Source organism: Chryseobacterium tagetis (assembly GCF_016735585.2).
In the GTDB taxonomy this organism is placed as follows: Bacteria; Bacteroidota; Bacteroidia; order Flavobacteriales; family Weeksellaceae; genus Chryseobacterium; species Chryseobacterium tagetis.
The window spans coordinates 200,466-224,634 of sequence record NZ_JAERSE020000003.1; the positions used below are offsets into that span (position 1 = coordinate 200,466).

Annotated in this window: 23 protein-coding genes; 17 read left to right on the top strand and 6 right to left on the bottom strand. The window is 35.7% G+C overall.

Annotated elements, in window-relative coordinates; translation table 11 throughout:
• Positions 1–12 precede the first annotated feature (12 nt).
• On the bottom strand, positions 13–912 hold the full coding sequence (locus JI747_RS10905) for a magnesium transporter CorA family protein (RefSeq protein WP_225688588.1): 900 nt from the start codon (positions 910–912) through the stop codon (positions 13–15).
• Between the two features lie 72 nt (positions 913–984).
• Between JI747_RS10905 and JI747_RS10910 the strand changes: the two genes are divergently transcribed.
• Positions 985–2,007, top strand: coding sequence for a 3-oxoacyl-ACP synthase III family protein (locus JI747_RS10910; protein ID WP_225688589.1), 1,023 nt, complete (start codon positions 985–987; stop codon positions 2,005–2,007).
• Between the two features lie 68 nt (positions 2,008–2,075).
• On the opposite strand, the gene JI747_RS10915 is transcribed toward JI747_RS10910, so the two are convergent.
• The 5 genes from JI747_RS10915 to JI747_RS10935 all read right to left on the bottom strand — a co-directional run bounded on the left by JI747_RS10915 (position 2,076) and on the right by JI747_RS10935 (position 6,937).
• Positions 2,076–3,236 carry a thioredoxin family protein gene (locus JI747_RS10915; protein WP_225688590.1) on the bottom strand — a complete coding sequence of 387 codons (1,161 nt, stop codon included), beginning with the start codon at positions 3,234–3,236 and terminating at the stop codon, positions 2,076–2,078.
• Between the two features lie 250 nt (positions 3,237–3,486).
• Entirely contained in the window at positions 3,487–5,112 is a 1,626-nt protein-coding gene (gene pruA, locus JI747_RS10920) for an L-glutamate gamma-semialdehyde dehydrogenase (protein ID WP_225688591.1), read from the bottom strand.
• Positions 5,113–5,192: 80 nt separating this feature from the next.
• Positions 5,193–6,296, bottom strand: a complete 1,104-nt coding sequence (locus JI747_RS10925; RefSeq protein ID WP_225688593.1) for a DNA topoisomerase IB — start codon at positions 6,294–6,296, stop codon at positions 5,193–5,195.
• A 9-nt stretch (positions 6,297–6,305) separates the two neighbouring features.
• The gene (locus tag JI747_RS10930; RefSeq protein ID WP_225688595.1) at positions 6,306–6,473 is read right to left on the bottom strand and encodes a phosphatidate cytidylyltransferase; all 168 of its coding nucleotides are present in this window, start codon (positions 6,471–6,473) and stop codon (positions 6,306–6,308) included.
• A 26-nt stretch (positions 6,474–6,499) separates the two neighbouring features.
• Entirely contained in the window at positions 6,500–6,937 is a 438-nt protein-coding gene (locus tag JI747_RS10935; RefSeq protein WP_225688597.1) for a DUF6526 family protein, read from the bottom strand.
• A 159-nt stretch (positions 6,938–7,096) separates the two neighbouring features.
• On the opposite strand from JI747_RS10935, the gene JI747_RS10940 reads away from it, so the two are divergent.
• From JI747_RS10940 to JI747_RS11015, 16 genes are all read left to right on the top strand, one after another.
• Positions 7,097–8,866, top strand: a complete 1,770-nt coding sequence (locus JI747_RS10940) for an aminopeptidase P family protein (protein WP_225688599.1) — start codon at positions 7,097–7,099, stop codon at positions 8,864–8,866.
• A 284-nt stretch (positions 8,867–9,150) separates the two neighbouring features.
• Positions 9,151–9,717 carry a Crp/Fnr family transcriptional regulator gene (locus tag JI747_RS10945; protein ID WP_225688601.1) on the top strand — a complete coding sequence of 189 codons (567 nt, stop codon included), beginning with the start codon at positions 9,151–9,153 and terminating at the stop codon, positions 9,715–9,717.
• Positions 9,718–9,771: 54 nt separating this feature from the next.
• On the top strand, positions 9,772–10,797 hold the full coding sequence (locus tag JI747_RS10950; protein ID WP_225688603.1) for a saccharopine dehydrogenase family protein: 1,026 nt from the start codon (positions 9,772–9,774) through the stop codon (positions 10,795–10,797).
• Positions 10,794–11,372 (top strand): NAD(P)H-dependent oxidoreductase, encoded by a 579-nt coding sequence (locus JI747_RS10955; protein WP_225688605.1) that lies wholly within the window; start codon positions 10,794–10,796, stop codon positions 11,370–11,372. The genes JI747_RS10950 and JI747_RS10955 overlap by 4 nt, the downstream gene beginning before the upstream one ends.
• A gap of 83 nt (positions 11,373–11,455) precedes the next feature.
• Positions 11,456–12,841 (top strand): tRNA uridine-5-carboxymethylaminomethyl(34) synthesis GTPase MnmE, encoded by a 1,386-nt coding sequence (mnmE, locus tag JI747_RS10960; RefSeq protein ID WP_225688607.1) that lies wholly within the window; start codon positions 11,456–11,458, stop codon positions 12,839–12,841.
• 167 nt (positions 12,842–13,008) lie between these two features.
• Positions 13,009–14,148, top strand: coding sequence for a site-specific integrase (locus tag JI747_RS10965; RefSeq protein WP_225688609.1), 1,140 nt, complete (start codon positions 13,009–13,011; stop codon positions 14,146–14,148).
• Positions 14,149–14,342: 194 nt separating this feature from the next.
• Complete coding sequence (locus JI747_RS10970; RefSeq protein WP_225688611.1) at positions 14,343–14,627, top strand: helix-turn-helix transcriptional regulator; 285 nt, start codon at positions 14,343–14,345, stop codon at positions 14,625–14,627.
• Positions 14,628–14,730: 103 nt separating this feature from the next.
• A complete protein-coding gene (locus tag JI747_RS10975) occupies positions 14,731–15,891 on the top strand; it encodes a virulence-associated E family protein (protein WP_225688613.1) in 1,161 nt (386 codons plus the stop codon).
• 164 nt (positions 15,892–16,055) lie between these two features.
• Complete coding sequence (locus tag JI747_RS10980; protein ID WP_225688614.1) at positions 16,056–17,003, top strand: toprim domain-containing protein; 948 nt, start codon at positions 16,056–16,058, stop codon at positions 17,001–17,003.
• Positions 17,000–17,638 (top strand): hypothetical protein, encoded by a 639-nt coding sequence (locus tag JI747_RS10985; RefSeq protein WP_225688616.1) that lies wholly within the window; start codon positions 17,000–17,002, stop codon positions 17,636–17,638. Before JI747_RS10980 ends, JI747_RS10985 begins: the two co-directional genes overlap by 4 nt.
• Positions 17,639–18,254: 616 nt before the next feature.
• Positions 18,255–18,956, top strand: coding sequence for an SDR family oxidoreductase (locus JI747_RS10990; RefSeq protein ID WP_225688618.1), 702 nt, complete (start codon positions 18,255–18,257; stop codon positions 18,954–18,956).
• A 17-nt stretch (positions 18,957–18,973) separates the two neighbouring features.
• Entirely contained in the window at positions 18,974–19,879 is a 906-nt protein-coding gene (locus JI747_RS10995) for a helix-turn-helix domain-containing protein (protein WP_225688619.1), read from the top strand.
• A gap of 98 nt (positions 19,880–19,977) precedes the next feature.
• The gene (locus JI747_RS11000) at positions 19,978–21,009 is read left to right on the top strand and encodes a zinc-dependent alcohol dehydrogenase family protein (protein ID WP_225688620.1); all 1,032 of its coding nucleotides are present in this window, start codon (positions 19,978–19,980) and stop codon (positions 21,007–21,009) included.
• A 58-nt stretch (positions 21,010–21,067) separates the two neighbouring features.
• Positions 21,068–21,619, top strand: a complete 552-nt coding sequence (locus JI747_RS11005) for a flavin reductase family protein (RefSeq protein WP_225688621.1) — start codon at positions 21,068–21,070, stop codon at positions 21,617–21,619.
• Positions 21,620–21,890: 271 nt separating this feature from the next.
• The gene (locus JI747_RS11010; RefSeq protein ID WP_225688622.1) at positions 21,891–23,039 is read left to right on the top strand and encodes an NADH-dependent flavin oxidoreductase; all 1,149 of its coding nucleotides are present in this window, start codon (positions 21,891–21,893) and stop codon (positions 23,037–23,039) included.
• A 40-nt stretch (positions 23,040–23,079) separates the two neighbouring features.
• The gene (locus JI747_RS11015; RefSeq protein ID WP_225688623.1) at positions 23,080–24,129 is read left to right on the top strand and encodes an aldo/keto reductase; all 1,050 of its coding nucleotides are present in this window, start codon (positions 23,080–23,082) and stop codon (positions 24,127–24,129) included.
• Positions 24,130–24,169: the final 40 nt, after the last annotated feature.

Below are 24,169 nucleotides of genomic sequence, written 5' to 3' on the forward strand. Positions count from 1 at the left end.
GTTTTTAGTTTTTTACCATTGCTTCCGCCTTGCATAGATAAATGTACAGATAACAACCACGGCCATGACTCCTAATGTAATGTAATATCCGTATTTATGACGAAGTTCAGGCATGTTGTCGAAGTTCATACCATATAAACCGGCAATAAAAGTAATGGGCAAGAAATAGACTGAATAGATCGCTAACACTTTCATAACCTGATTGGCTTTCTGATCGGAAAGGGCCAGAAACATAGAAATAAGGTTGGTAATCTGAATATTTAGGTGGTCGAAATCGGCTACTACATCTTTATGTTTATCTTTTAAATCTACTACTTCCGAATCCTGTAAATTCAGCAGTTTAAATTTATCGATCGCATCTGTAGAAATCGTCAGAACTCTAGAGTTGAGCCCTGATTTTCTTTTTAATTTATAGAGTCTTCTGATCTGATTGGTGTGATTGGTATTTTTAAGAAAAATTTCATTTTCAATATTATCCATGGTCTCCATCAGGCTTACTGCTTCATCATCAAAGCTTTTCATAATCAGTAAAGCGATCATTAAAGCAATTTTTTCAGGAGTGGTTTCTACCTGTGTGGTAGAAAGCTGTTTCTTGGTCTGAACAATACTTTTGGTCTTCATCCGGTGAATGGTGATGATGGTATTGTTGATAAGAAAAATCCCGATTTTGGTACTAATGTCACTGATTGTATTGAGTGTTTTTCTTTCCAGCTCTGTGCTTTCTCTGAGAAGAAAAAACTTTACATTTCCGTCTTCTTCATATTTTGGTAAATGGTTTGGATCTAATGTATCTTCTAAAAGAAGATTATTAATTTCATATCTCTCATGAAGAAATTTTAAATCTTCTTCAGTAGGAGCTTCTACATCTACCCATTCGCATTGAGAATCTCTATATATAGTGTTAATTGACATAAGTAAAAATAGTAATATTTTGAAATAGTATGTATTAAATAAATTTTATCTTTACCAAAATTAAAAAACTATATGATTAAAAGTACAATAAAAGGGATTGGATTTCATGTTCCGGACAACGTTGTTACAAATGATGATCTAGCAAAATTAATGACGACCAATGATGAATGGATCACGGAGAGGACAGGTATCAAAGAAAGAAGACACAGAAAAAATAGAAATGATGCTCAGGAAACCACTGCGTATTTAGGTTTTAAAGCTTCTGAAAAAGCGCTTAAGAATGCAGGTTTGACAGCTAAGGAGATCGACTATATTATTTTTGCAACACTTTCACCGGATTATTATTTTCCGGGATGTGGAGTTTTATTACAGGATATGTTAGGTTGTGATACAATAGGAGCGTTAGACGTGAGAAACCAATGTTCTGGTTTTGTATATGCACTGAGTGTTGCCAATGCTTTTATTAAGTCAAACACGTATAAAAATATTTTGGTAGTAGGAGCGGAGATTCATTCTTTCGGATTAGATTTTTCTGATGAAGGGCGAGGAGTTTCTGTAATTTTTGGCGATGGAGCAGGAGCAGTTGTCCTTTCTGCGACTGAAGATGAAAACGCAGGTGATATTTTATCTTTCAATATGCATTCTGAAGGAAAATATGCAGATGAGCTGTGTACTCAGTTCCCGGGCTCTAAATACGGATGGAGCGACAGAATGAGAAAAGAGCCGGAAAATGTAACGGATAAAGAAGTATACCCGATTATGAACGGAAACTTTGTGTTCAAACATGCCGTAACAAGATTCCCTGAAACCATGCAGGAAGCGCTGGAAAAAGCTGGAAAAACCATAGAAGATTTGGATATGTTTATTCCACATCAGGCAAATTTGAGAATTGCTCAGTTTGTTCAGCAGAAATTTGGATTGCCTGATGAAAAAATTTACAACAATATCCAGAAATACGGAAATACAACGGCAGCTTCTATTCCGATTGCTTTGAGTGAAGCTATAGAAGAAGGTAAGATCAAGAGAGGAGATTTAGTACTTCTTTCCGCTTTCGGAAGCGGGTTTACGTGGGGAAGCGTTTTATTTGAATATTAATTCAAAACTTACAATCAATAAGAAAGCCGAAGAACATTCTTCGGCTTTCTTATTGATGATTTCTTATACTAAAGAGTTTTTAACAACTTTTCAGTATCGGTAGAATCCTCTCCTTTGCTTTTTGCCAGCGCAATTGATTTTTCAGCCCACAATTTAGCATTCTTTTTATCACCTATTTTGTTGTAAAGGTTGGCTAAAGTATCTGTGTTGGCATAATTTTCATTTTTCTTTACAGATTCCTGAGCCCAAGCTACTGCTTTTTCCAAAGAAGATTTGTTGCTTACATTTTCAAAGAAATTCCAGGCGATAGAATTTAAATCTTCCGAAGAAAGAGCTGAAGTATCTTTGTAAAGCTCCATCGTCAGTTTTTCATATGTTGCAATATCTTTGTCTCTTAATGCTCTTCCTGCCTGAGTTTTTTTCAGTATTTTCTCAGCTTCTTCCTTTGACATGAATTTTTGTGCTTCTGTCAGGAAATAAGTATCATTCCACTTTTTTGTATCTGCATTATATGACTTTTTGAAAAGTGTACTGATTTTAATATTCTTATCAATAGCATCATATCTTTCAGCAGGAACAACTTTTATAATTTCAGCTTTTTTTGACTGGAAAACTTTATATAGCGGGCTGTCTGTAGTCTGAGCCCCTGAAAGAAGCATTTGTACATCATCTCTGTCTAATTCTGTTTTACCAGCGAAGTAACGCTCCAATACTTTTCCTGCAAATTCAGTATCATTATAAATGGTAAGACCTGCCAAATTTTTCAAAAACTCAGGATCTTTTTCTCCGCTCTCGAATTTTTGTTTCAAAGCTGTTAATCTTTTGCTAGGATCTTCCGCATCTTTTGCAAACTGAATAAAATCTTTTTCTTCTACATACCCTAAAGTTCTGTGCACGATTTCTCCGTTTCCGTCTACGAAAAGATAAGTTGGGTAAGCTTTTACATTGTATTTTTTAGCAAGTTCAATACCTTCACCTTTTTCCATATCGATTTTTGCATTCACGAAGTGGGTGTTATAATAATCACCAACAGCCTGAAGCGGGAAGATATTCTTTGCCATCAGCTTACAAGGTCCGCACCAAGTAGTGTAAGCATCTATGAACACCAATTTTTTTTCTTTTTTAGCTTTAGCTAAAACAGTTGCGAAATTACTTTCTTCAAATTTCATTCCCTGGGCAAATGCTAATGCTCCGATAAACAGGGAAGATAATATGGCTAACTTTTTCATTTAATTATTTTTGACCGCTACAAATGTAATAATTAAGAGTATTAATTGATTTAATTATTTGAAAAATATTATAAAGCATTGATTAATATTATGATTAAAACAATGAAACAGTAAAATGTTCATCAATAATATGGTAAATACTCGTGCCTGACTTCTCTTATTTATTAAAAATAAAAGCCCCGAAACCGAAATTCCGAGGCTATATTTCTCAATGAACAACAATTACTCATTGCCTATTATTAATTATTGATTACCCTAAGTATGGATATTTATAATCTTTAGGAGAAACAAAAGTTTCTTTAATAGATCTTATAGAAGTCCATCTTAGTAAGTTCATTTTAGAACCTGCTTTATCGTTAGTTCCTGAAGCTCTACCACCACCGAAAGGCTGTTGACCAACAACAGCACCTGTAGGTTTGTCATTGATGTAGAAGTTTCCGGATGCATTTTCCAATGCTTTGAACGCTTGGTTTACAGCATAACGGTCTTGCGCAAATACAGAACCTGTCAATGAATAAGGAGAAGAAGAATCTACTAATTCTAAAGTTTCAGCCCATTTTGCATCTTCATATACATAGATCGATAAGATCGGTCCGAAGATTTCTTCCACCATACTTTCGTACTGAGGATTAGTCGTTTCGATTACTGTAGGGTTTACAAACCATCCTTTAGAATCATCTGTCTGTCCGCCGATTACTACATTAGCTTCATCAGATGCATTAGCTCTGTCGATATATCCTTTACATTTTTCAAAAGAATTTTTGTCGATCACAGCATTTACGAAGTTTGAAGGATCTTCAGGAGAACCGATTTTAATAGAAGCGATCTGAGTTTCCATTACTTTTTTCACATCAGCCCAAAGAGACTGAGGAATATAAGCTCTGGAAGCCGCAGAACATTTCTGTCCCTGATATTCGAAAGCACCTCTTACCAAAGCAGTAGCCACAGCTTCTACGTTTGCAGATGGGTGAGCGATAACGAAATCTTTCCCTCCGGTTTCCCCTACAATTCTTGGGTACGTTCTGTAATTATGAATATTATCACCGATCATTTTCCACATTCCCTGGAATACTTTCGTAGAACCTGTGAAGTGAAGACCTGCAAAATCTCTGTGTGCTAAAACTTTCTCAGCAGTTTCTTTTCCATCTGTAAAGATCATGTTGATTACCCCTTTTGGAAGACCAGCTTCTGTAAGAACATCCATAATTACTTTTGCAGAATAGATTTGCTTGTCAGAAGGCTTCCAAACTACTACGTTTCCAAGCATTGCCATACAAGTTGGTAAATTTCCTGAAATTGCTGTAAAGTTGAATGGAGTTACTGCGAAACAAAACCCTTCCAATGGTCTGTATTCTACACGGTTCCAGATTCCTGCATCAGAAACGGGTTGCTCAGAATACATTTCTGTCATGAATTCTACGTTGAATCTTAAGAAATCGATGAACTCACAAGCAGCATCAATCTCAGCCTGATGAACGTTTTTCGATTGTCCGATCATCGTTGCAGCGTTGATTACGTCTCTGTAAGGTCCTGCTAAAAGATCAGCCGCTTTTAAGAAAATGGCAGCACGGTGTTCCCAACCCAACTCGTTCCATTCTTTTTTTGCAGCCAATGCAGCGTTGATAGCATCATCTACATGTTGCATTGTTCCTCTGTGGTAAAAACCGAAATCGTGAGCATGATCCTGAGGAGACTGAAGCTGAACCTTATCATCAGTTTTTACTTCTTTTCCGTTAATGATCATTGGGATTTCTACTTTTTCAGCCCACATTTTCTTGTATTGAGCGATAAGGCTTTTTACTTCCGGAGTTCCCGGTGCATAAGAATTTACCGGTTCGTTTACTGCAAATGGTACTTGCGAAATTGCTTTAGACATATTACGTTGTATTATTTTTTAATTTGCTAATGTTACAAATTTACAACATTTAATTCTGACAAAAAATCTATAGAGACTATTTACATCTTTTCGTTTTCTAATATTTTGAGAACCAGTTTTTCTTCCTGAGTTAAGTCTGCTTTACCGTCATTTTCTTCTATAATTTCTAGTTCATCAAGATATTTTTTGATGCTGTTGTTTTCATAAAGAGTAATGACCAGAGGATGAACATAATATTTTTTGCAGACTGTACTTGTATTTCCCAGATGAGAAGCCACCATTTCCAGTGCTTCCTTTACTTTTCTTTTATATTCGGTGTTGCTTTCTGCATAGCCTATTTCTTTAAAAGCAATTAAAGCATTCACGGTTCCCGACCACGTTCTGAAATCTTTTGCAGTAAAGTCTTCACCGCTGATTTCCTTAATATATTCATTCACCATCCCGGAATCAATCGAATGATGATTGCCGTCGTCATCGTAATACTGAAACAGCTCTTTTCCCGGGATATCTTTACATTTCTGAACCAACCTTGCCAGTCTTTTACTTTTAAGATCCACATTATGCATAATGCCTTTTTTCCCTTTAAATGAAAAAGAGATTTTCTGGCCTTTGATTTTTACGTGTTTATCTTTTAAAGTCGTTAATCCAAACGATCCGTACAGTTTTTCATACACATTATTCCCGATTCGGATATTTGTTTTTTGCATCAGGCTGACAATTAAAGCAAGGATTTTTCGCTTTTCAAAATTTCTTAAGGCCAGATCTTTTTCAATATGCAGCCTCATCTCAGGTAAAGTATAACCGAACTTGAGCATTCTGTAAAATTTTGTATGATTTCTCAATGCATTCCAAAGCGGATGGTAACGATACTGTTTTCTCTTTTTCACATCAAATCCGGTTGCTTGAAGATGACCGTTATCCAGCGCGCAGATCCATACATTTTCCCAAGCGGGAGGAATTACCAACCCGTTAATTCTTTTGATCTCCTCTTTATCCTTAATTTTTTCTCCGTCTTTGTAATAGGAATATTTTTTACCCCGTTTTTTTCTAATGATACCGGAAGCTTCCGTATCAGACGTGTAAATAAGATTTACAGCCTTTGCAGAAGCTTCCGGATCTTTCAGGATTTTTAAGATCTTAGAAGGTCTCAGATGAGAAATAATATCTAAGTCTGGATTGTCCATAGAAAATTGTTAAGAATTTTTACCTCTGGAGAATAACCATAAAATGATACCGATAACACCGGCTACTAAAATAATTCCCCACCACATTCCGGCTTTAAAGATGGTTTCTACCGCTTCGCAGCTTGTTAATGATAGCAAAGCGAACATCATAAGACTGTATAAACTTAATTTTTTCATAATAATTTATTTTGGTATTTAGTATTCTAGATTCTGTGGAGATCAGGTCGCCAGTTTTGAATGAATTTCTTGATCTCATTTCCTGAAATATTTTCATGAATGGCTTTGTACAGCAGTTCTTTAAATTCGTTATCATAAGCAAACCTTAAGGCCGCAATCTGATCAAACTTCAGTTTTTCCTCAATTTCATCAGATCTTTTCCCGAAAATTTCAAAATAACGCTGTTTAAATTCCAGTCTGACCAACCGGTTTTGAAGCCCTAAAGCATAATGTTGTCTCAGCATAATGGCCAAGTAGAAAAGTAAGAAAATAACAATCGAAAATAATATCCAGCTCAGCTGATTCTGGGTGTCATTAAAAATTTTATAAATACCCAGAATTTCTAAAATAATGAGAACAGGTAGATATATAAAATGATGAGGAGGATAAAATTTTTTGTGATTTTTGTAGTTCTGTGTTTCCATGCTGCGAATACTGCAAGAATCTTTCCAAAAAAATAAAAATTAAATATTTGTCTTTGAACCCGTAATTGATTTGATGATAATATGCTGTAAATTGAACATTGAAATTTCATGATAGAACCTTAAAAATTTGTAACTTCACCTCTTTAAAAAATCATTAAAATGACTTCAAAGGAAAAAGTAGCTGCACTTCGTGAAGAGATGCAGAAAAATAATGTTGATGCATTTATAGTATATTCTGCAGATCCGCATATGAGTGAATATTTGCCTGAAGAATGGCAGGAGAGAGCTTGGCTGTCAGGGTTTTTAGGTTCTGCGGGTTTTGTAGTAGTGACAAAAGATAAAGCAGGACTTTGGACGGACGGAAGATATTTCACACAAGCTGCTATTGAGCTGGATGGTTCAGGAATAGATCTTTTCAAAGACGGAATGGAGGGAACTCCCAATTATATCGACTGGATTATTTCTGAAATTCCAACAAACGGAAAAGTAGCCGTAAATGCTGTGGCGACCGCTCATGCTAACTGGGAGCTTTTAACTCAAAAATTAAATTCAAAAAATATAACACTGGTTGATAATCCTCTTTTAAAACAAATTTGGGTTGACAGAGGAACTCCATCAAAAAATCCGATTTTTGTGCATCCTGTAAAATGGGCAGGAAAATCGGTGACTGATAAAATTGCTGCTATCCGTCAGAAAATGGAAGAGCAGGAAGCAACCGTTCACATTATTTCAAGTCTGGATGATGTCGCATGGACATTGAATTTAAGAGGAAGCGACGTACAAAGCAATCCTGTATTTTTAGGATATGTTATCATTACTAAAAATGATGCAATCTTATTCACAGACCTTGAAAAATTAGAGGTTGAAGCAAGAAAGCAAATGGATGAGTCTTTCGTGAAAATGATGCCTTATGAAGAGTTTTACAATCATTTAACGGTGTTCAAAAATGAAAAAATATTGGTTTCTCCAAACAGCAACCAGTCTATTTTTGAAGCACTGAAATCCGATAATCAATTCATCAAAGCTGCAGTTCCCGGAAACTTAATGAAAGCTCAGAAAAACGAAACTGAGCTGGAAGGTTTCAGAAAGGTAATGGTGAGAGATGGTGTTGCTATGGTGAAATTCCTGTATTGGCTGACTCACAGCGCCGGAAAAGAAACGATGAACGAATATTCAATTGGTGAAAAACTGAGAGGTTTCCGTGCTGAAGGAGAAAACTTCGTTGGAGAAAGCTTCGGAAGCATTGTTGGATATAAAGATAACGGTGCAATAATGCATTATTCAGCTAAAAGCGAAGGAAGCAAAGAAGTAACCAATGATGCAAGTATTTTGGTAGATTCAGGAGGTCAGTATCTTGAAGGGACGACTGATATTACCAGAACTTTTGCTTTAGGTGCGGTTTCAGATGAATTTAAAAGAAATTCTACCTTGGTTTTACAGGGAATGATCCGTTTATCAATGGTGAAATTCCCGAAAGGAACGAAAGGAGTTCATTTAGATGCGATCGCAAGATTGCCATTATGGATGGAAGGAAAAGATTTCAACCACGGAACGGGTCACGGTGTAGGAAGTTTCATGAATGTTCATGAAGGTCCGCAGAATATCAGAAAAGATATGAATCCGCAGGATCTTTTGGTGGGAATGGTTTGTTCAAACGAACCGGGTTATTACCTTGAAGGCGACTACGGAATCCGTCACGAAAACCTGATTGCGGTGAAAGAAGCAGAAAAAACAATTCACGGAACATTCTATGAATTTGAAACCTTAACGTTCTGCCCGTTCTTTAAAGATACGATTGTAAAAGAAATTCTTTCAGAAAGTGAAATCGCATGGTTAAACAGGTATCACAAAGCCTGCGAAGAAAAAATCGCTCCATTCCTGGAAGGTGAAGTTAAAGACTGGTTCCTTAATTTGGTAAGTCCATTGTAAAAGTTATAAAATAATAAAAATAGCCTTGTAATCAGTATTACAAGGCTATTTTGTTATGGATGATAACAAGGAAATGATATTAATTATAATTTTTCTCTAATTTGTGAAAAATAAATATTATATTTGTGATACAGAAAGACACAAATCACACCTTTCATATACATTAGTAAATCAAAAGCAGTAAATCATCTCAAATTGGGATGATTTTTATTTTGGTTTCATTAAATAGGACTACGGAATAATTGACAGACTTTGTTTAATTTTGAGAAAAATTAGGCGTTTTTATGATCCAACAGTTCTTTCAGCATTTTAATATCTTCTCGGAAAGTGAAATCAGTAATTTCACTGCATTGTTTGAAAGGAGAACATTAAATAAAAATGATTTTTTCGTGCGAGAAGGCGAAAGATGTAAGGAAATTGCATTTATAGAAACGGGTATTTTTCGTTCTTACTATACTTCAGAGGATGGAAAAGATATGACCTATTGTTTCCGGTTTCCCAATGATTTGATTGCTTCTTATTCTTCTTTTGTTTCCGGAGAACCAAGCCAGGAGAATATGCAGGTAATTTCTGAAGCTGAAATTTTAATTTTAAAAAAAGACAAAATTGAGGAATTAATAAATGATAGTCCTAATTGGATGAAATTCCTAAAAATGATAGCCGAACAGGAATATCTGGAACTCGAAAAACGTTTTTTTCAGATGCAAAGAGACAGTGCTGCGAAACGGTATGCTTCACTATTACATAATCAGCCGAATTATATTCAGGAAATTCCGCTGCAATATCTTGCTTCCTATTTGGGAATTACACAAAGACATTTGAGTCGTATCAGAAAGGAAATTTCTTTTTAGACATTTGTCCTGTGTATTGAGATGCTGACTGAATAGTTTTGTGAAAAAAAATAAATGCAGTCAAATATTTTAATTATCGGAGGAAACGGATTGGTTGGGAAAACTATTGCCCGAATTTTAGGATCAAGAAACCCTGAAGTAAACATTTTTATCGGAGGCCGAAAAGGTGGTAAATCACAAAATGATTTATTGATTGATGTTACCAAAATTTCAACTTTCAAAACTATTGTAGAGAAAAATATTAATCTAATTGTTCTTTCTGTAAATGATAAAGAAGACAAGGTCCTTCGTTTTGCAATTGAAAATAATATAGATTATCTGGATATCACAAAACCAACTCCGGATTTAAGGAAAGCCTATCAGTTGGCAATCCAGAAACCGGTGAACAGCCGAATTGTTTTCAGTTCAGGATGGATGGGCGGAATCGCTACAGGTTTGGTGAGTTTTGTATCAAAAAAAATGAATACTATAGATGAAGTCAGGCTTTTTGTCTATTATTCGGTGAAAGATTTGGCGGGTGAAAGTTCGGCTCATTTTATGGCAGAAAATGTGGCAAAACCTTTTGTGAATTATAAAGATAATCAGCCTGTTTCCATAAAACATTTTTTAGATTCAGAATACTTTGATTTCTCTTTTGGAATCGGGAAAAGACAAGCATATAATTTCGATGTTCCCGATTTGTATATTTTAAATTCTATTGAAAAAATTCCGACTGTAAATGTGAAAATGACCTATAATTCAAAATTCATTACATGGCTTTTGGGAGCTTTTCAGAGCATAAGATTTTTTAATATTTTATCTTTAAAAGAACGAAAGATGATTTTTGGGTCGAGCGGAAATGGTGATCAGTCTGTTTTTGAAATTATAATTAAGAATAAATCGGAAACTAAAAAAATCAGTCTTCAAAGTTTAAAAGGCCAGGCAGAACTGACTGCTTTATCAGCAACGTTGCATGTTGAAGAATTATTGAAAAATAAATCTGAAAATAAAGTATATTTCAGCCATCAGCTTCATCAACCTGAATCTTTATTAAAGTCATTAGAAGATTACGAAACTATTAATATCAAAATGGATTCATGAAAAAAATAGTCATTATTAATGGGCATCCCAATAAAGAATCTTTCAATTTTGGAATTGCAGAAGCTTACAAGAATGGAGCATTGAAATCGGGTGCTGAAGTAAAGGAAATTAGTATTGCTGATTTAAAGTTTAATCCAAATCTAAAATTTGGTTATCAGAAGCGAATGGAACTTGAACCTGATTTGCTCGAAGCTTGGGAACAAATACAATGGGCAGATCATTTGGTTTGGTTTCATCCTGTTTGGTGGGGCGGACTTCCAGCTATCACAAAAGGATTTATTGACCGGCTTTTTCTTCCCGGAATGGCTTTTAAATACAAGGAAAATTCTGTTTGGTGGGATAAACTTCTGATAAATAAAACGGCACATATTATTACAACCTTAGATCAACCAGGGTGGTATTACTGGTTGTTTTATGGTCGTCCAAGTGTCAATCAGCTGAAAAAATCTACCTTAGAATTTTGTGGGATAAAACCTGTACAAGTTACATATGTAGGAATCATAAAAACATCCGATGAAACAAAACGTATGAAATGGCTTGAAAAAATAAAATTGATGGGACAAAAACAAAAATAAAGGGAATCAATTTGAAACTTATAAAATCGTAACAATAGATAAACGATATGGTTCTTTGCAATTAAAAAACGTAAATTTGCAGCATGAATAACGATACCATTTGCGCGTTGGCAACAGCCAATGGAGTAGGAGCTTTAGGCATTATCAGAGTTTCGGGGAACGATGCTTTATCAGTCGTTCAAAAGTCTTTTCCTGCAAAAAAACTGGAAAAGCAAAAATCGCATACCATTCATTACGGATATTTTGTAGATGGAGAAGAAGCAATAGATGAGGTAATGCTTTCGATTTTTCTGGCTCCGAAAAGTTTTACCACAGAGAATTCTGTAGAAATAGCTTTTCATGGGTCTCCGCACATTGGAAAACGTATTCTTGAGACTTTGATTAAAAACGGAGCACGAATGGCAAAAGCCGGAGAATTTACGCTTCGTGCTTTTATTAATGGGAGAATTGATCTTTCCCAGGCTGAAGCGATTGCCGATGTCATTGCTTCTGAAAATGAAGCTTCCAGAAAAGTAGCCATCAATCAGCTAAAAGGTGGAATTACCAACGAAATCTCTTTTTTGAGAACCGATTTGCTGAATTTTGTTTCTTTAATTGAATTGGAACTTGATTTTGCAGAAGAAGATGTAGAATTTGCCGATCGATCAGCTTTAGTGGGATTATTGAATAAAATTGAACTGAAGTTAAATTCATTAATTGAAAGTTTCCAGTATGGAAATGCCATTAAAAATGGAACTGCAGTAGCCATCATCGGAAAACCGAATGCAGGAAAATCTACATTGCTGAATGCTTTATTAAAAGAAGAAAGAGCGATTGTAAGTAATATTGCGGGAACTACAAGAGATACGATTGAAGAGGTGTTACACATTAAAGGTCATGCATTCCGATTAATCGACACGGCTGGATTGCGTGAAACCGTAGATGAAATTGAAGCCATTGGTGTAAAAAAAGCCAAAGAAAAAGTAGAAAATGCCAATATTCTTGTATACTTGGCAGATGCAGGAACTGAAGATTTCTCTGAAGATATTGAGATGATAAAATCTTTGTTGAGAGAGGATCTGAAACTGATTATCTGCTCAACGAAAATTGATGAGGTTTCTCCATCAGTCTATGAAAAAGTAGAAGAAATTTTCAGAAATGAAATTGCTAACGAATTCGATTTTATTAAAATTTCTGCGGTAGAAAATCAAAATATTCAGGATCTTAAAAATGAATTGTCTTCCTATGTTGAACAATTAAAAGCCTCAGAAAATAATGTGGTGATTACCAATCAGCGTCATTTTGAAGCGTTACAAAAATCACTGGATGCAGTACATAAAGTAAAAGAAGCGATTTCTTTCCAGATTTCAACTGAATTACTGGCCTATGAACTGAGAAATGCACTGGAACATCTTGGGGAAATTTCAGGGGAAGTGACCAATGATGAGGTGTTGGGGAATATTTTTTCTAAGTTTTGTATCGGGAAATAATTTAACTTTTCTTTGATTTCTTTTTCTTTCTTTTGCTTGATTATCAATTATTTATAAAAAAAATATTTTCTCTTTTTGGACTTTATTTATATATTTGTACTACTTCTGTACCATTTAGGGCTATCAAAATAGTGAAAAGTAGTACAAAGTAGTACAAATCCAAAGTTATGAAAATATCACTTAGTCAAAGAAAATTGAAAGATGGAAGGATCAGTCTGTCGATTGAGTTTTATCGTGGTTCCGAAATTACTGAAGACGGAAAAAGAAAACATCTGAGAAGCTTTGAGAATCTAGATTCTTATTTAATTTCAGATCCAAAAACTGCAAAAGAAAAAAAAGAAAATAAAGAAGCTTTAGAATTTGCAGAAAACGTACTTGCAATTAGAAAAGCTGAATATGCGCAAGGGAGATTTGAATTAAAAAATACTGCAAAATCAAAAAGGGTATTTCTAAATTTTTTTGCTGAACTCACAGAAGAAAAGCAAAAGCAAGACACTTCTAATAATTACGGTAACTGGTTTTCTACGCTTCAACATCTCAAAAGGATTGTTCCAAAAAATATGACTTTCGATGAAATTGATGAAAGTTTCGTCAAGAAAGTTCACCGATATTTCGAGAAAGATGCTCTCACAAAAAGTGAACTGCCACTTTCCCAAAACTCAAAATATTCTTATTTCAATAAATTTAAAGCAGCACTTCGAAATGCGTTTGACAATGGATATTTGACAATAAATTATGCATCAAAAATAAAATCGTTTGAACAAGCTGAAAGTCAAAGAGAATATCTGATTTTTGACGAACTACAACGTTTAGCGAAAGCAGAATGTAAATATCCGGTTTTGAAAAAAGCTTTTCTTTTTTCTTGTTTATCTGGATTACGCTGGTCAGATATCAATACTTTGATTTGGAAAGAAGTTCGTGATGAAGGTGATATATCAAAAGTCAATTTCCGACAAGAAAAAACAGATGGTGTAGAATACCTCTATATCTCAAAACAAGCCAGAGAATTGTTGGGCGAAAGACAAGATCCACAAGAAAGAGTTTTCAAAGGGTTGAAATATGGAATGACCTACAATACTGAAATTATCCGCTGGTGCAATCGGGCTGCAATTCCTAAGCATATTACTTTTCACTCAGCCAGACATACGAATGCTGTTCTGTTGTTGGAAAACGGTGCAGACATTTACACGGTTTCTAAAAGACTTGGACATCGAGAATTAAGAACAACGCAGATTTATGCAAAAATTGTGGATAGCAAAATGAAAGAAGCTGCTGAGATTATTCCGGAATTAAATATTGAGTTATGAAAATTCCGTTTTCTATTTTTGAACCCGATTAAAATAGCTTTATAATCCAGTTTAATCCAGATTAGTCTTTTTTAATCTTTTGACATTCCAAATTAATCCAAAGTATTCTTATTTAGCCCACAGACAGTTGGTAGTGTTGTATTTATGGTTTTTGATGCTGACTTTTGTTTTGTTAAATTAAATAAAAGAAACAGATGGAAAATAACGAAATCATCATTTATAAGCTCAATCGAATTGAAAAGCATATTTTCGGACTAAAAGCAATTCTTAATGTAGAAGAACTTTCGGATTACACAGGGTTCAAGAAATCCTACATTTACAAATTGGTTCATACCAACTCTATCCCATTTTCAAAACCTTCTGGAAAAATTCTATTTTTTGAACGGAAAAAAATTGACGAATGGTTGCTGAAAAACAGCCATAAATCAAATGATGAAATCCAACAGGAAGCAATAGAATTTTCTTTACGTAAAAAATAAAACCTAACTACTACCATAGTTAGGTTTAAATGTTTGTTTTACTGGAAGTAAAGAGCAAATATAAGAAATTATTTGTGACTCCTTCCAAAATCAAAAATGCTTTATGGAAGAAAATAAAATTCTGTATCAAATCGAAACAGAAACGAAAACAATATTTGACAGAGCGATTAATTATTTGAATTCAAAATATTCAATTAGATTCAATACAATCTCGCTTGAGTTCGAAATTAAACTTGTATCGGATAAAAAATGGTCAACACTCAATTTGAATTCTTTATTTATAGAACTCGTTAGATCCGGAATTGATATTCCAATTAATAAGTTGGAAATTCTGGTCAGAAGTCATTTGATCCAGCAGTACAATCCGATTCGGGAATATTTTGAAAATTTGGAAGATTGGGACAAGAAGAATCATATCGGTAAGCTTTGCAGTTTTGTTAAGACGACGGATGATAAATCTTTCCAAAAATATTTTGAAAAATGGCTGACCAGGACTGTAATATGTGCGTTGAGACCAGGCTACATCAACAAACAGTGTTTTGTTCTGTTCAATATTAAGCAAAATAGTGGAAAGACGAGTTTTCTACGATTTCTCACCCCTGCAAATCTTGAACAATATTATACAGAAGACATTGGTGTTGATAAAGACGGCTTAATTGCTTTATGCAAAAACCTTCTGGTCAATATTGATGAGCTTTCGGTAATGTCAAAAACGGATGTTAATATTCTTAAGTCCTTCATTTCAAAAAATACTGTCAATGCACGATTACCTTACGACCGCAAATCGTCATTGATGCACCGGACAGCTTCATTTTGTGGCTCTACCAACCGGTCGGATTTTTTAACCGATGAAACCGGAAGTGTGCGGTGGCAGATTTTTGAAGTTTTGGAGATTGATTTCAATTATTCTAAGGAAATCAATATTGAAAAAGTTTGGTCACAAGCATACTATAATGCTTTTGAAAGAAAAAATTACAATCCGGAACTCACGGCTGAAGATATCCAGGAAAATGAAAGGCGGAATGAAAAATTCAAACAAATATCCCTGGAACAGGAAATTATCCTTAGTCATTTCGAAAAATCCAAACTGCAAAGTGAATTTCTGACGCCTTCGGACATTATGCTTGCTATGAATAATGCGCTCGGTGTACGTTTAAATATCATAAAAATTGGTAAAGCCTTGACTGCACTGAACTACGAAAGAATAAAACATCCTAAAAGACAAGTCTATGGATATTTGATCCGAAGGAAAATTGACGAATGATATAATCTGAAATTACTTACCACTTACCTGAAAATTGCGGAAACCACCATTAACACAAAGTTTATGATAAGGTAACTTAATAAAAGTAAACTTACCTAATTACCTAAAATAAATGAAGGTAAACAGGTAATGAAAGGTAGGACGTAAAATCTGTAAAATCCTCGATGAATAAAGACTTAGGTAATAAGGTAAGTGAATTACAAAACTTTATAAACAAAACACCAAATTCTATGAACTGCAAACAATTAAACAGTATACCGTTGGAAGAAGTCCTCCTTTCTCTCGGACACCTTCCCACGAAACAAAATGAAAAAGAAGCCTGGTATCTTAACCCCTTTGCCAGCGAATCCCAGGCCTCTTTTAAAATCAATAAAAGCCTAAACTATTGGTACCTCTTTTCAGAAGGAATTGGTGGGAATAATACAGACTTTATGAAGAAATACCTGAAAACTTCCATCAATAGGGTTTTGAATTGGGCAGACCAGCAAAATTTTTCTTCTTTTCAAAAGCAAAACATTCCTAGTCTGAAGTGTGATGGTCAAAGCAGAAATTATGAGATAACGAACGTGAAAGAGGTTAGCCATTCTGCACTTTTGGAATATTTAAAGAGCAGAAAAGTTGAAGAACAAACCGAGTTTCTACAGGAGATTCATTATCGGATAAATGATAAAAATTATTTTGGGATAGGTTTTAAGAATGATTCTGGTGGTTATGAAATCCGCAATAAATACTCTAAGATATGTTTAGGAAAAAAAGATATTTCTACTATAAAAAATGGTTCAAAGTCACTCCGCATTTTTGAAGGTTTTTTTGATTTTCTTTCATTTAAAACTCTTGAAAATGAATTGGAAAAAAAAACTTCCGATTATCTCATCTTGAATTCTGTTTCGATGATTCATAATATTAAAAATTCACTTGGAAAATATGAAAAAGTGGAGCTTTATTTTGATAATGATGAAGCGGGAAATCGTGCTGTAGAAATCATTCGCAATGAAATAAAAAATATAGAAGATTGCCGGGTTCTCTATTCAGATTTTAAGGACTTGAATGAATATCTTAGTAAGAAAACCGAAGAAGTTCAAAAACAATATAAATCTACATTTAAGAGATGAGAAATTCAAAAACTTTTGATGTAAACTTATTTGAGAAAATGTTTGATTTAAATTCAAAAAATAAAATCGGCGCAAATACTATAGCTGTTTTTACTTTTATCCTCTACAAATGTGAAGATATAAGAAAAGAAATTGTTTTATCAGATTATCAAATGGCAAGAGAACTTGGGCTTTCCAGGCAAACGGTCATCACTGCAAAAAATAAGCTCAAACTTTTAGGACTTTTAGATTACAATAGAAATCGGGGCTTTCCGAATCGTTTCATCTTAAAAGGAAATCAAGTGCCAAAACTAACACAAAAGACGGATGAAGCAATAGAAGAACCAATTGATGAACTAGAACCAATTCTAGAGCCGGAAATTATTACCAATAATTCGTTTTCCAACTATCCGAGCCTAAAACAGTTTATGGATTTTGCAAAAACTTTAAAAGACTATTCAGAAAAACTGGATGGTTTATTGATTCAAAAATTTCAGAAATGGGAGGAAGCCGATTGGAAAAATTCGTTTGGAAGACCAATTCTGAATTGGCAGTCTACTCTCGAAAAAAATATAAATACACTTCATGTTTCACATTATAATGAAAGTTCTTCGCTAACTAATCTTCCAATCATCAAGAGACCTAAGCTAGACTAAAATAAACTATTCTGACCGGTCTAAATTAAGGTAGACTAAATAAAATTTCTTAATTATGAAAACTATATAGCAAGATGTGTCTTTGTATATACAAAATTTACATTTTGTACTACTAAAGACTCTCTTGCCTTTTCTGCAAAAAGGGTAAAAAAACATCGGAACTCGTTTTTTATTTTAGAAATCCTTTTTTTAATAAATTTTCATAAGAATACATCAAAGATTAAAAAACAGGTAAAACGGTTGTAAATAAAGGCTTTACAGCTGTTTTATTATTTTTAGATAGTACGGGAAAAAGCAGAAAAAAACGAGGTTTGGCAAAAGTAAGGTTGCTAAAAAGGTACTTTTGAATATTGAAAATAATTGCTCCAATATACTGTATTTCAGTTTTTTGTGTAGTTTTTTATATTATTCTGTAGCTCACATAAGTTTAATTATATCATTAAGAATTGTGAGTATGGAAGCTACAAAAAAATCGACGTTTAAGGTATTGTTCTCCCTGAAAAAGGTATGAGGTAAATGAGCATCTATCCCTAGTGTTTGATTTTTGCATCAAAGCATTTGATTTTCGCAACACTATCGATATCCATGTCCGTAATTTTGTAAAAAACAAATTGTTATGGAAATAAAGAATGTTAAAGCTATTATTACGGGTGGAACAAGTGGTATTGGATATGAAGCTGCAAAGGTTTTAAAAGAATTTGGAGCTGAAGTAGTGATTTGTGGGACTAATGAATTTAGAGTAAATCAGACAACTAAAGAACTTGGAGTTTATGGAATTAAAGCTGATGTTACAATTGAAGAAGAAGTACTAGCATTGTTTGATTATGCAAAAGAGAGAATGGGAACGGTAAACGTATTGATCAACAATGCGGGAATCGGAAAATTCATTTCATTGGTAGAGACCACAGCCGAAGATTTTCAAAAGGTCTGGGAAGTCAATGTCCGCGGTTTTTTTCTGGCGGGAAGAGAAGCCGCGAAACATTTTGTGGAAAATCAGTATGGAAATATAATCAATATTGGTTCTACAGCTTCGCTCCGCGGATATGCCAATGGATCTTCTTATGTAGCAAGCAAATTTGCAGTGTCTGGTCTAACAGAATGTTGGCGTGCTGAGTTAAGACCATACAATGTAAGAGTCATGCAAATCAATCCTAGTGAAGTGATTACGGATTTTCTTGTCAAAGAGGGAATAGAAATAAAAAATGAAGCCAATAAGCTCAAACCAAAAGAGATTGCGCATTTAATTGTGAATATGTTAAGCATGAGTGACACAGGATTTATTCCTGATGCATCTGTATGGGCCACTAACCCCTGGTAACTTAAAAGATAAGATTTATGGAAAGAGTAACACAAGCACAGCAGTTTTTTGATGATAAATTAATCTGGATGCCGGACCACTTGCAAAGGGAGATCGGTCAGTTTAATGTTTTCCCTATATACAGCACGCCAACTAATAAGATCAATTGTCAGCCTTACAACAGAAAAGGATTTTATAAGATTAGCTTATTGAAGGGCCAGACAAAATTTTCTTATGCAGATAAAGGCTTAGAATTTAAGGATAGTGCGCTTCTATTTTCAAATCCCAACATCCCGTATTCCTGGGAACTGCTGGATGAGGAGCAAACGGGATATTTCTGTGTATTTACGGAAGGTTTTTTCAATCATTTCGGCAATATCAACGATTATCCTGTTTTTAAGCCCGGAAACATTCCTTTGTTTGAACTGAATGAAGAACAAGAAGAGCAGATCGGTATTATTTTCAAAAAGATGATCGCAGAGATTGAATCAGACTATTTTTATAAATATGATGCCATACGTGCATTGGTTTTTGAGCTTATTCATCTTGCGCTAAAATTAACCCCTATCAAAAGTAATCCTGTTGACGATTCAAATGCGTCTTTGCGAATAACTTCATTATTCACAGAGTTATTGGAACGTCAGTTTCCAATAGAATCACCAAGACAACAGATTAAGTTAAGGCATCCCATTGAGTTTGCCGAGAATCTTTCTGTACACGTCAACCATTTAAATCGATCATTGAAAAAAGTAACAGGAAAGACTACATCGCAATTTATTTCTGAAAGAATAATGCAGGAAGCCAGAAGTTTACTTCAACATACCGACTGGAATATTTCTGAAATTTCCTGGTGCCTGGGATTTGAAGAACTACCTCACTTTATTAACTTTTTCAAAAAGGCGGAGACTTCCACACCCAAACATTACCGTAATAGCCATTTGTAGATATCAAGGCACAAAAACAACGCTTTGCTTTTTAGTAGCAAGAAAAGTGATTGTATGTAGAGACATACAGTTGATATACATTTTAAAATTTTAATACTATGTTAGAAAAATCAATAACGATGAAAGCGTGGCAATTACATGCTTTCGGTTTAGAGAACCTGACACTTGATGAGGTAGCAGTTCCAACGCCGGGACCTAATGATATCTTAATTAAAGTAGGCGCGGTTTCTCTTAATTTTAGAGATAAGGCAATTGTGGATGGCATTTATGAACCTGAAATGATTCCTAAACCACTGATCCCTGTATCAGATGCTGCAGGAACGGTAGTGAAAATTGGGGGAAATGTAAGCCGTTTTAAGGTTGGAGATAGGGTTACCTCTCACTTATACTCAAAATGGATTGACGGACAACCCGCACCAAATGAACCTGATTTCTGCTTTGGTGCCCCCTTGCCGGGTGGATTGGCTCAGTATATGCTTATCCACGAAGAGTCTGCGGTCAAAGCCCCATCATACCTGACAGATGAGGAAGCCTCTACACTTCCTATTGCGGCATTAACAGCATGGTTTTCACTCGTTACATACGGTAATCTTAAGGCCGGAGAAACGGTGTTGATACAAGGTACTGGAGGGGTATCCATTTTCGGGATACAAATAGCCAATGCTTTGGGCGCAAAAGTAATCGTGACTACCAGCAGTGATCAAAAAGGAATTAAGGCACGTGAACTTGGAGCACAGGAAATTATCAATTATGTAAAAACAACGGATTGGGCGGCCGAAGTTACCAAACTGACGAATGGAAAGGGTACTGACCATTTACTCGAAGTTGTAGGCGGTGAAGGTCTCAATCATTCTGTCCTGGCCACAAGAGTTGGCGGTCAAATCTCGCTTATCGGTTTCCTGACAGGACAAAAGACCAACCTTGATCTGATGCCGGTGATATTCAGACAAACCAATATTCAGGGTATTGCCGTTGGGCACAGAGCAGCGTTTGAAGAAATGAATAAAGCCTTTGAACAGCATCACATTAAGCCCGTAATAGACACTATATATAACTTTGAGGATGCAGTTAAAGCTTATGAACACCTTGGCCGTGGTGCGTTCGGCAAAATAGTAATTAAGGTTTCATAGATTCATCAAAGTAAGATTTTCGGTTACACAATAGGTATCAATGTTCAATAAATCAGTTATGGAAACTTACCCCGTTGATAAGATCTACCGCCAGATAGAGCCGGGATCTGTTTTACTCGTATGTACGGAAAACAAGGGTGTACCCAATGTTATGACTATGGGATTTCAAATGATGATACAGCACGACCCTCCTTTGATTGGAGCAATTGTTGGTCCATGGGATTACAGTTATAAGGCGCTCGTGAAAAACCAGGAATGTGTGTTATCTATTCCCGGTATTGATATCATTGAAAAAGTTGTGGATATAGGTAATTGTTCTGGTGACAGAGATAACAAGTTTGAGAAATTTAACCTAACCATTACACCGGCAAGCATTGTTCAGGCTCCTATGATCGAAGATTGCCTGTTTAATATTGAATGCAAGGTGGTCAATACCGAACTCGTTGACCGATATAATCTTTTTGTACTGAAAGCGGTAGCTGCCTGGAAAAACCCTGAGAAAGATAAAATAAAACCTTTTCATCATCACGGCAATGGGATATTTTCAACAGAAGGTGAGTCTATCAATCTTCAGGACAGAATGACAAAATGGAAAATATTTCAGGACTGAAGAGTTTCCGGTTTCTTACTAAAGATGTTACAATAACGCGATTTAGTTTTTCAAGCTTTAGCAAATAACTATCAGATACTAGTTGATAAAGAGACTGTTCTCAACCATGAGACAGTCTTTTCTTTTTTGTAGGCTATCAAAATTATTTTTAGGTATAGTAGTACAGGCGATTTAGTATTTGATAGGCTGTTTGAAATTTGCATTTTTTGGTTTCATCTGCGCATCCGCCACCCCTGTAGCGGTATTTACCTTTGTATCAAACAATAAGAAAATGAAACAGTACAAAAAATTGCTTGAGCCTTTTCAATTGACAAAAGGAATACAAATCAAGAACAGGATTGCAATGGCCCCTATGACTACATGGGCAGGAAACGATGATTTCACAATTGCGGATGAAGAAGTAGAATGGTATAAAGCACGTGTAAAAGGCGTAGGATTGGTTATCACCGGCTGTACGCATGTAACCCCGGAAGGGATTGGTTTTACCCATGAATTTGCCGGATATGATGATAGCTTTATCCCTAGTCTGAAAAAATTAGCCGATGCAACAAAAAGTGACGGTGCTCCCGCTATACTGCAAGTTTTTCATGCAGGAAACAAAGCAGTCACAGACTTGATCCCTAGCAGGGATGTTGTAAGTGCCAGTGCTATAAAATCAGAGGTAACCCCTTTTACTCCTGCTGATCTGTTAACTCCCAGAGCTTTGGAGGAAAATGAAATCTGGGATATTATCAAAGCTTTCGGTGCTACTGCCCGGAGGGCGATAGCCGCCGGGTTTGATGGTATTGAAATACATGGTGCTCATGGTTTCTTGAACCAAAACTTTTTATCTCCGATGTTCAACCAGCGTACAGATCAATGGGGTGGTTCAATTAATAACCGTCTGCGTTTTTCTACTGAGGTAGTTCGTGAGGTTAGACGTGTTATTGCCGAGTATTCTGATCGTCCATTTGCATTGGGTTTCCGTATTTCCCCTGAAGAATTGCCTAAAGAAGGATTAAGATTACCAGATAGTTTGGCTTTGGTTGATAGATTGATTCATGAACAGGTGGATTACCTCCATTTCTCATTATTCCAGGTCCTGACACAAAAACCACTGGACAGCGATACCGATAAAACCATCACCGAAGTATTGACATCATATGTTAACAACCGTGTACCGGTAATTGCGGCAGGACAGGTGACTACACCCACAGAAGCTGACCAAGCCTTAAGCCTCGGGCTTGATCTCGTAGCCATCGGAAGAAGTATCGTAGTCAACCCAGAATGGGCACAATGGGCCAATGAAGGGAAAGAGGATCAAATAACAATGTTACTGGATACAGAACGTGCTGCTGATAAGAAAATTCCAGAAAAATTGATGGCGATTGTTCATTACGCCAAGGGGTGGATCAAGACTACGGAAGAGGCAACAGCATAACATTTTTAAAGGAAAAGGAACAGTAAAAAAGTCAAAAATCATGGAATACAAAGCATTAGGTAATACGGGATTATTGGTTTCCCAACTTTGCTTGGGAACAATGACGATGGGTTCAGGTTCTGGTGTCTATTCGCATATAGGTGATGTTGGACAAGCAGACGCAAACAACCTTATAAAAGCAGCTTTAGAGGCGGGCATCAATTTCTTCGACACAGCCGATGTGTATTCATCCGGCGAAAGCGAGAAAACACTTGGTCAGGCGTTTAAAGACCTTAGTATCCTTCGAAAAGATGTGGTGCTGGCTACAAAATTTTACAGCCGTATAGGGCCAGGCCGCAACGACGTTGGCGCGTCGCGCAAGCATATAATGGATGCCATTGAATCAAGCCTAAAAAATCTGCAAACAGATTATATTGACCTTTACCAAATTCATGCGAACGATGTACTCACTCCTACAGATGAGATATTGCGTACGCTGGATGATCTGGTCACCCAGGGTAAAGTGCGTTACATCGGCTGCTCCAATTGGCAAGCCTGGAAATTAGCGCAGTCATTAGGTATTTCGGCATTAAAGAATACTGTTAGGTTTGAATCATTGCAAGCTTACTATTCCATTGCAGGAAGAGATCTTGAAAGAGAAATTGTCCCCCTGCTGGAAAATGAAAAACTGGGGCTGTTGGTATGGAGCCCCTTAGCCGGAGGATTGTTGTCGGGAAAATTCAGCAGGGAAAACCAAAAGCCGGAAGGATCAAGACGTACTACATTCGATTTCCCAATTGTAGATAAAGAACGTGCATGGAACATCCTCGATGTAATTTTCCCTATTGCCGAAAAATACAACTGTAGTGCGGCACGTGTAGCATTGGCCTGGTTGCTTTCAAAACCAGTAGTAACTTCTGTGATCGTTGGTGCAAAGCGTGTCGAACAACTGCAAGATAACATCGCAGCAACCGAACTAAAGCTCACAGATGAGGAAATCAAACAGCTGGACACGGTAAGTGAACTGCCGGCTGAATATCCCGGATGGATGTTAGCAACACAAGGTGCTGACCGTCTTGGTGAAGTTGACCTTTGGTCCGATCGTTCGTAAAAAAAGGAGGCTTATTAGAAGATTTTATTCACCTAAAAAA

Bases quoted from the DNA above. Each gene is read 5' to 3' on its own strand.
- JI747_RS10995 (WP_225688619.1), top strand. From the start codon at position 18,974: ATGGAAAGAGTAACACAAGCACAGCAGTTTTTTGATGATAAATTAATC.
- JI747_RS10930 (WP_225688595.1), bottom strand. From the start codon at position 6,473: ATGAAAAAATTAAGTTTATACAGTCTTATGATGTTCGCTTTGCTATCA.
- JI747_RS11000 (WP_225688620.1), top strand. From the start codon at position 19,978: ATGTTAGAAAAATCAATAACGATGAAAGCGTGGCAATTACATGCTTTC.
- JI747_RS10980 (WP_225688614.1), top strand. From the start codon at position 16,056: ATGAATAAAGACTTAGGTAATAAGGTAAGTGAATTACAAAACTTTATA.
- JI747_RS10905 (WP_225688588.1), bottom strand. From the start codon at position 912: ATGTCAATTAACACTATATATAGAGATTCTCAATGCGAATGGGTAGAT.
- JI747_RS10955 (WP_225688605.1), top strand. From the start codon at position 10,794: ATGAAAAAAATAGTCATTATTAATGGGCATCCCAATAAAGAATCTTTC.
- pruA (WP_225688591.1), bottom strand. From the start codon at position 5,112: ATGTCTAAAGCAATTTCGCAAGTACCATTTGCAGTAAACGAACCGGTA.
- JI747_RS10935 (WP_225688597.1), bottom strand. From the start codon at position 6,937: ATGGAAACACAGAACTACAAAAATCACAAAAAATTTTATCCTCCTCAT.
- JI747_RS10965 (WP_225688609.1), top strand. From the start codon at position 13,009: ATGAAAATATCACTTAGTCAAAGAAAATTGAAAGATGGAAGGATCAGT.
- JI747_RS10970 (WP_225688611.1), top strand. From the start codon at position 14,343: ATGGAAAATAACGAAATCATCATTTATAAGCTCAATCGAATTGAAAAG.
- JI747_RS10950 (WP_225688603.1), top strand. From the start codon at position 9,772: ATGCAGTCAAATATTTTAATTATCGGAGGAAACGGATTGGTTGGGAAA.
- JI747_RS11005 (WP_225688621.1), top strand. From the start codon at position 21,068: ATGGAAACTTACCCCGTTGATAAGATCTACCGCCAGATAGAGCCGGGA.
- JI747_RS10915 (WP_225688590.1), bottom strand. From the start codon at position 3,236: ATGAAAAAGTTAGCCATATTATCTTCCCTGTTTATCGGAGCATTAGCA.
- JI747_RS10990 (WP_225688618.1), top strand. From the start codon at position 18,255: ATGGAAATAAAGAATGTTAAAGCTATTATTACGGGTGGAACAAGTGGT.
- JI747_RS10985 (WP_225688616.1), top strand. From the start codon at position 17,000: ATGAGAAATTCAAAAACTTTTGATGTAAACTTATTTGAGAAAATGTTT.
- mnmE (WP_225688607.1), top strand. From the start codon at position 11,456: ATGAATAACGATACCATTTGCGCGTTGGCAACAGCCAATGGAGTAGGA.
- JI747_RS11015 (WP_225688623.1), top strand. From the start codon at position 23,080: ATGGAATACAAAGCATTAGGTAATACGGGATTATTGGTTTCCCAACTT.
- JI747_RS10975 (WP_225688613.1), top strand. From the start codon at position 14,731: ATGGAAGAAAATAAAATTCTGTATCAAATCGAAACAGAAACGAAAACA.
- JI747_RS11010 (WP_225688622.1), top strand. From the start codon at position 21,891: ATGAAACAGTACAAAAAATTGCTTGAGCCTTTTCAATTGACAAAAGGA.
- JI747_RS10945 (WP_225688601.1), top strand. From the start codon at position 9,151: ATGATCCAACAGTTCTTTCAGCATTTTAATATCTTCTCGGAAAGTGAA.
- JI747_RS10925 (WP_225688593.1), bottom strand. From the start codon at position 6,296: ATGGACAATCCAGACTTAGATATTATTTCTCATCTGAGACCTTCTAAG.
- JI747_RS10940 (WP_225688599.1), top strand. From the start codon at position 7,097: ATGACTTCAAAGGAAAAAGTAGCTGCACTTCGTGAAGAGATGCAGAAA.
- JI747_RS10910 (WP_225688589.1), top strand. From the start codon at position 985: ATGATTAAAAGTACAATAAAAGGGATTGGATTTCATGTTCCGGACAAC.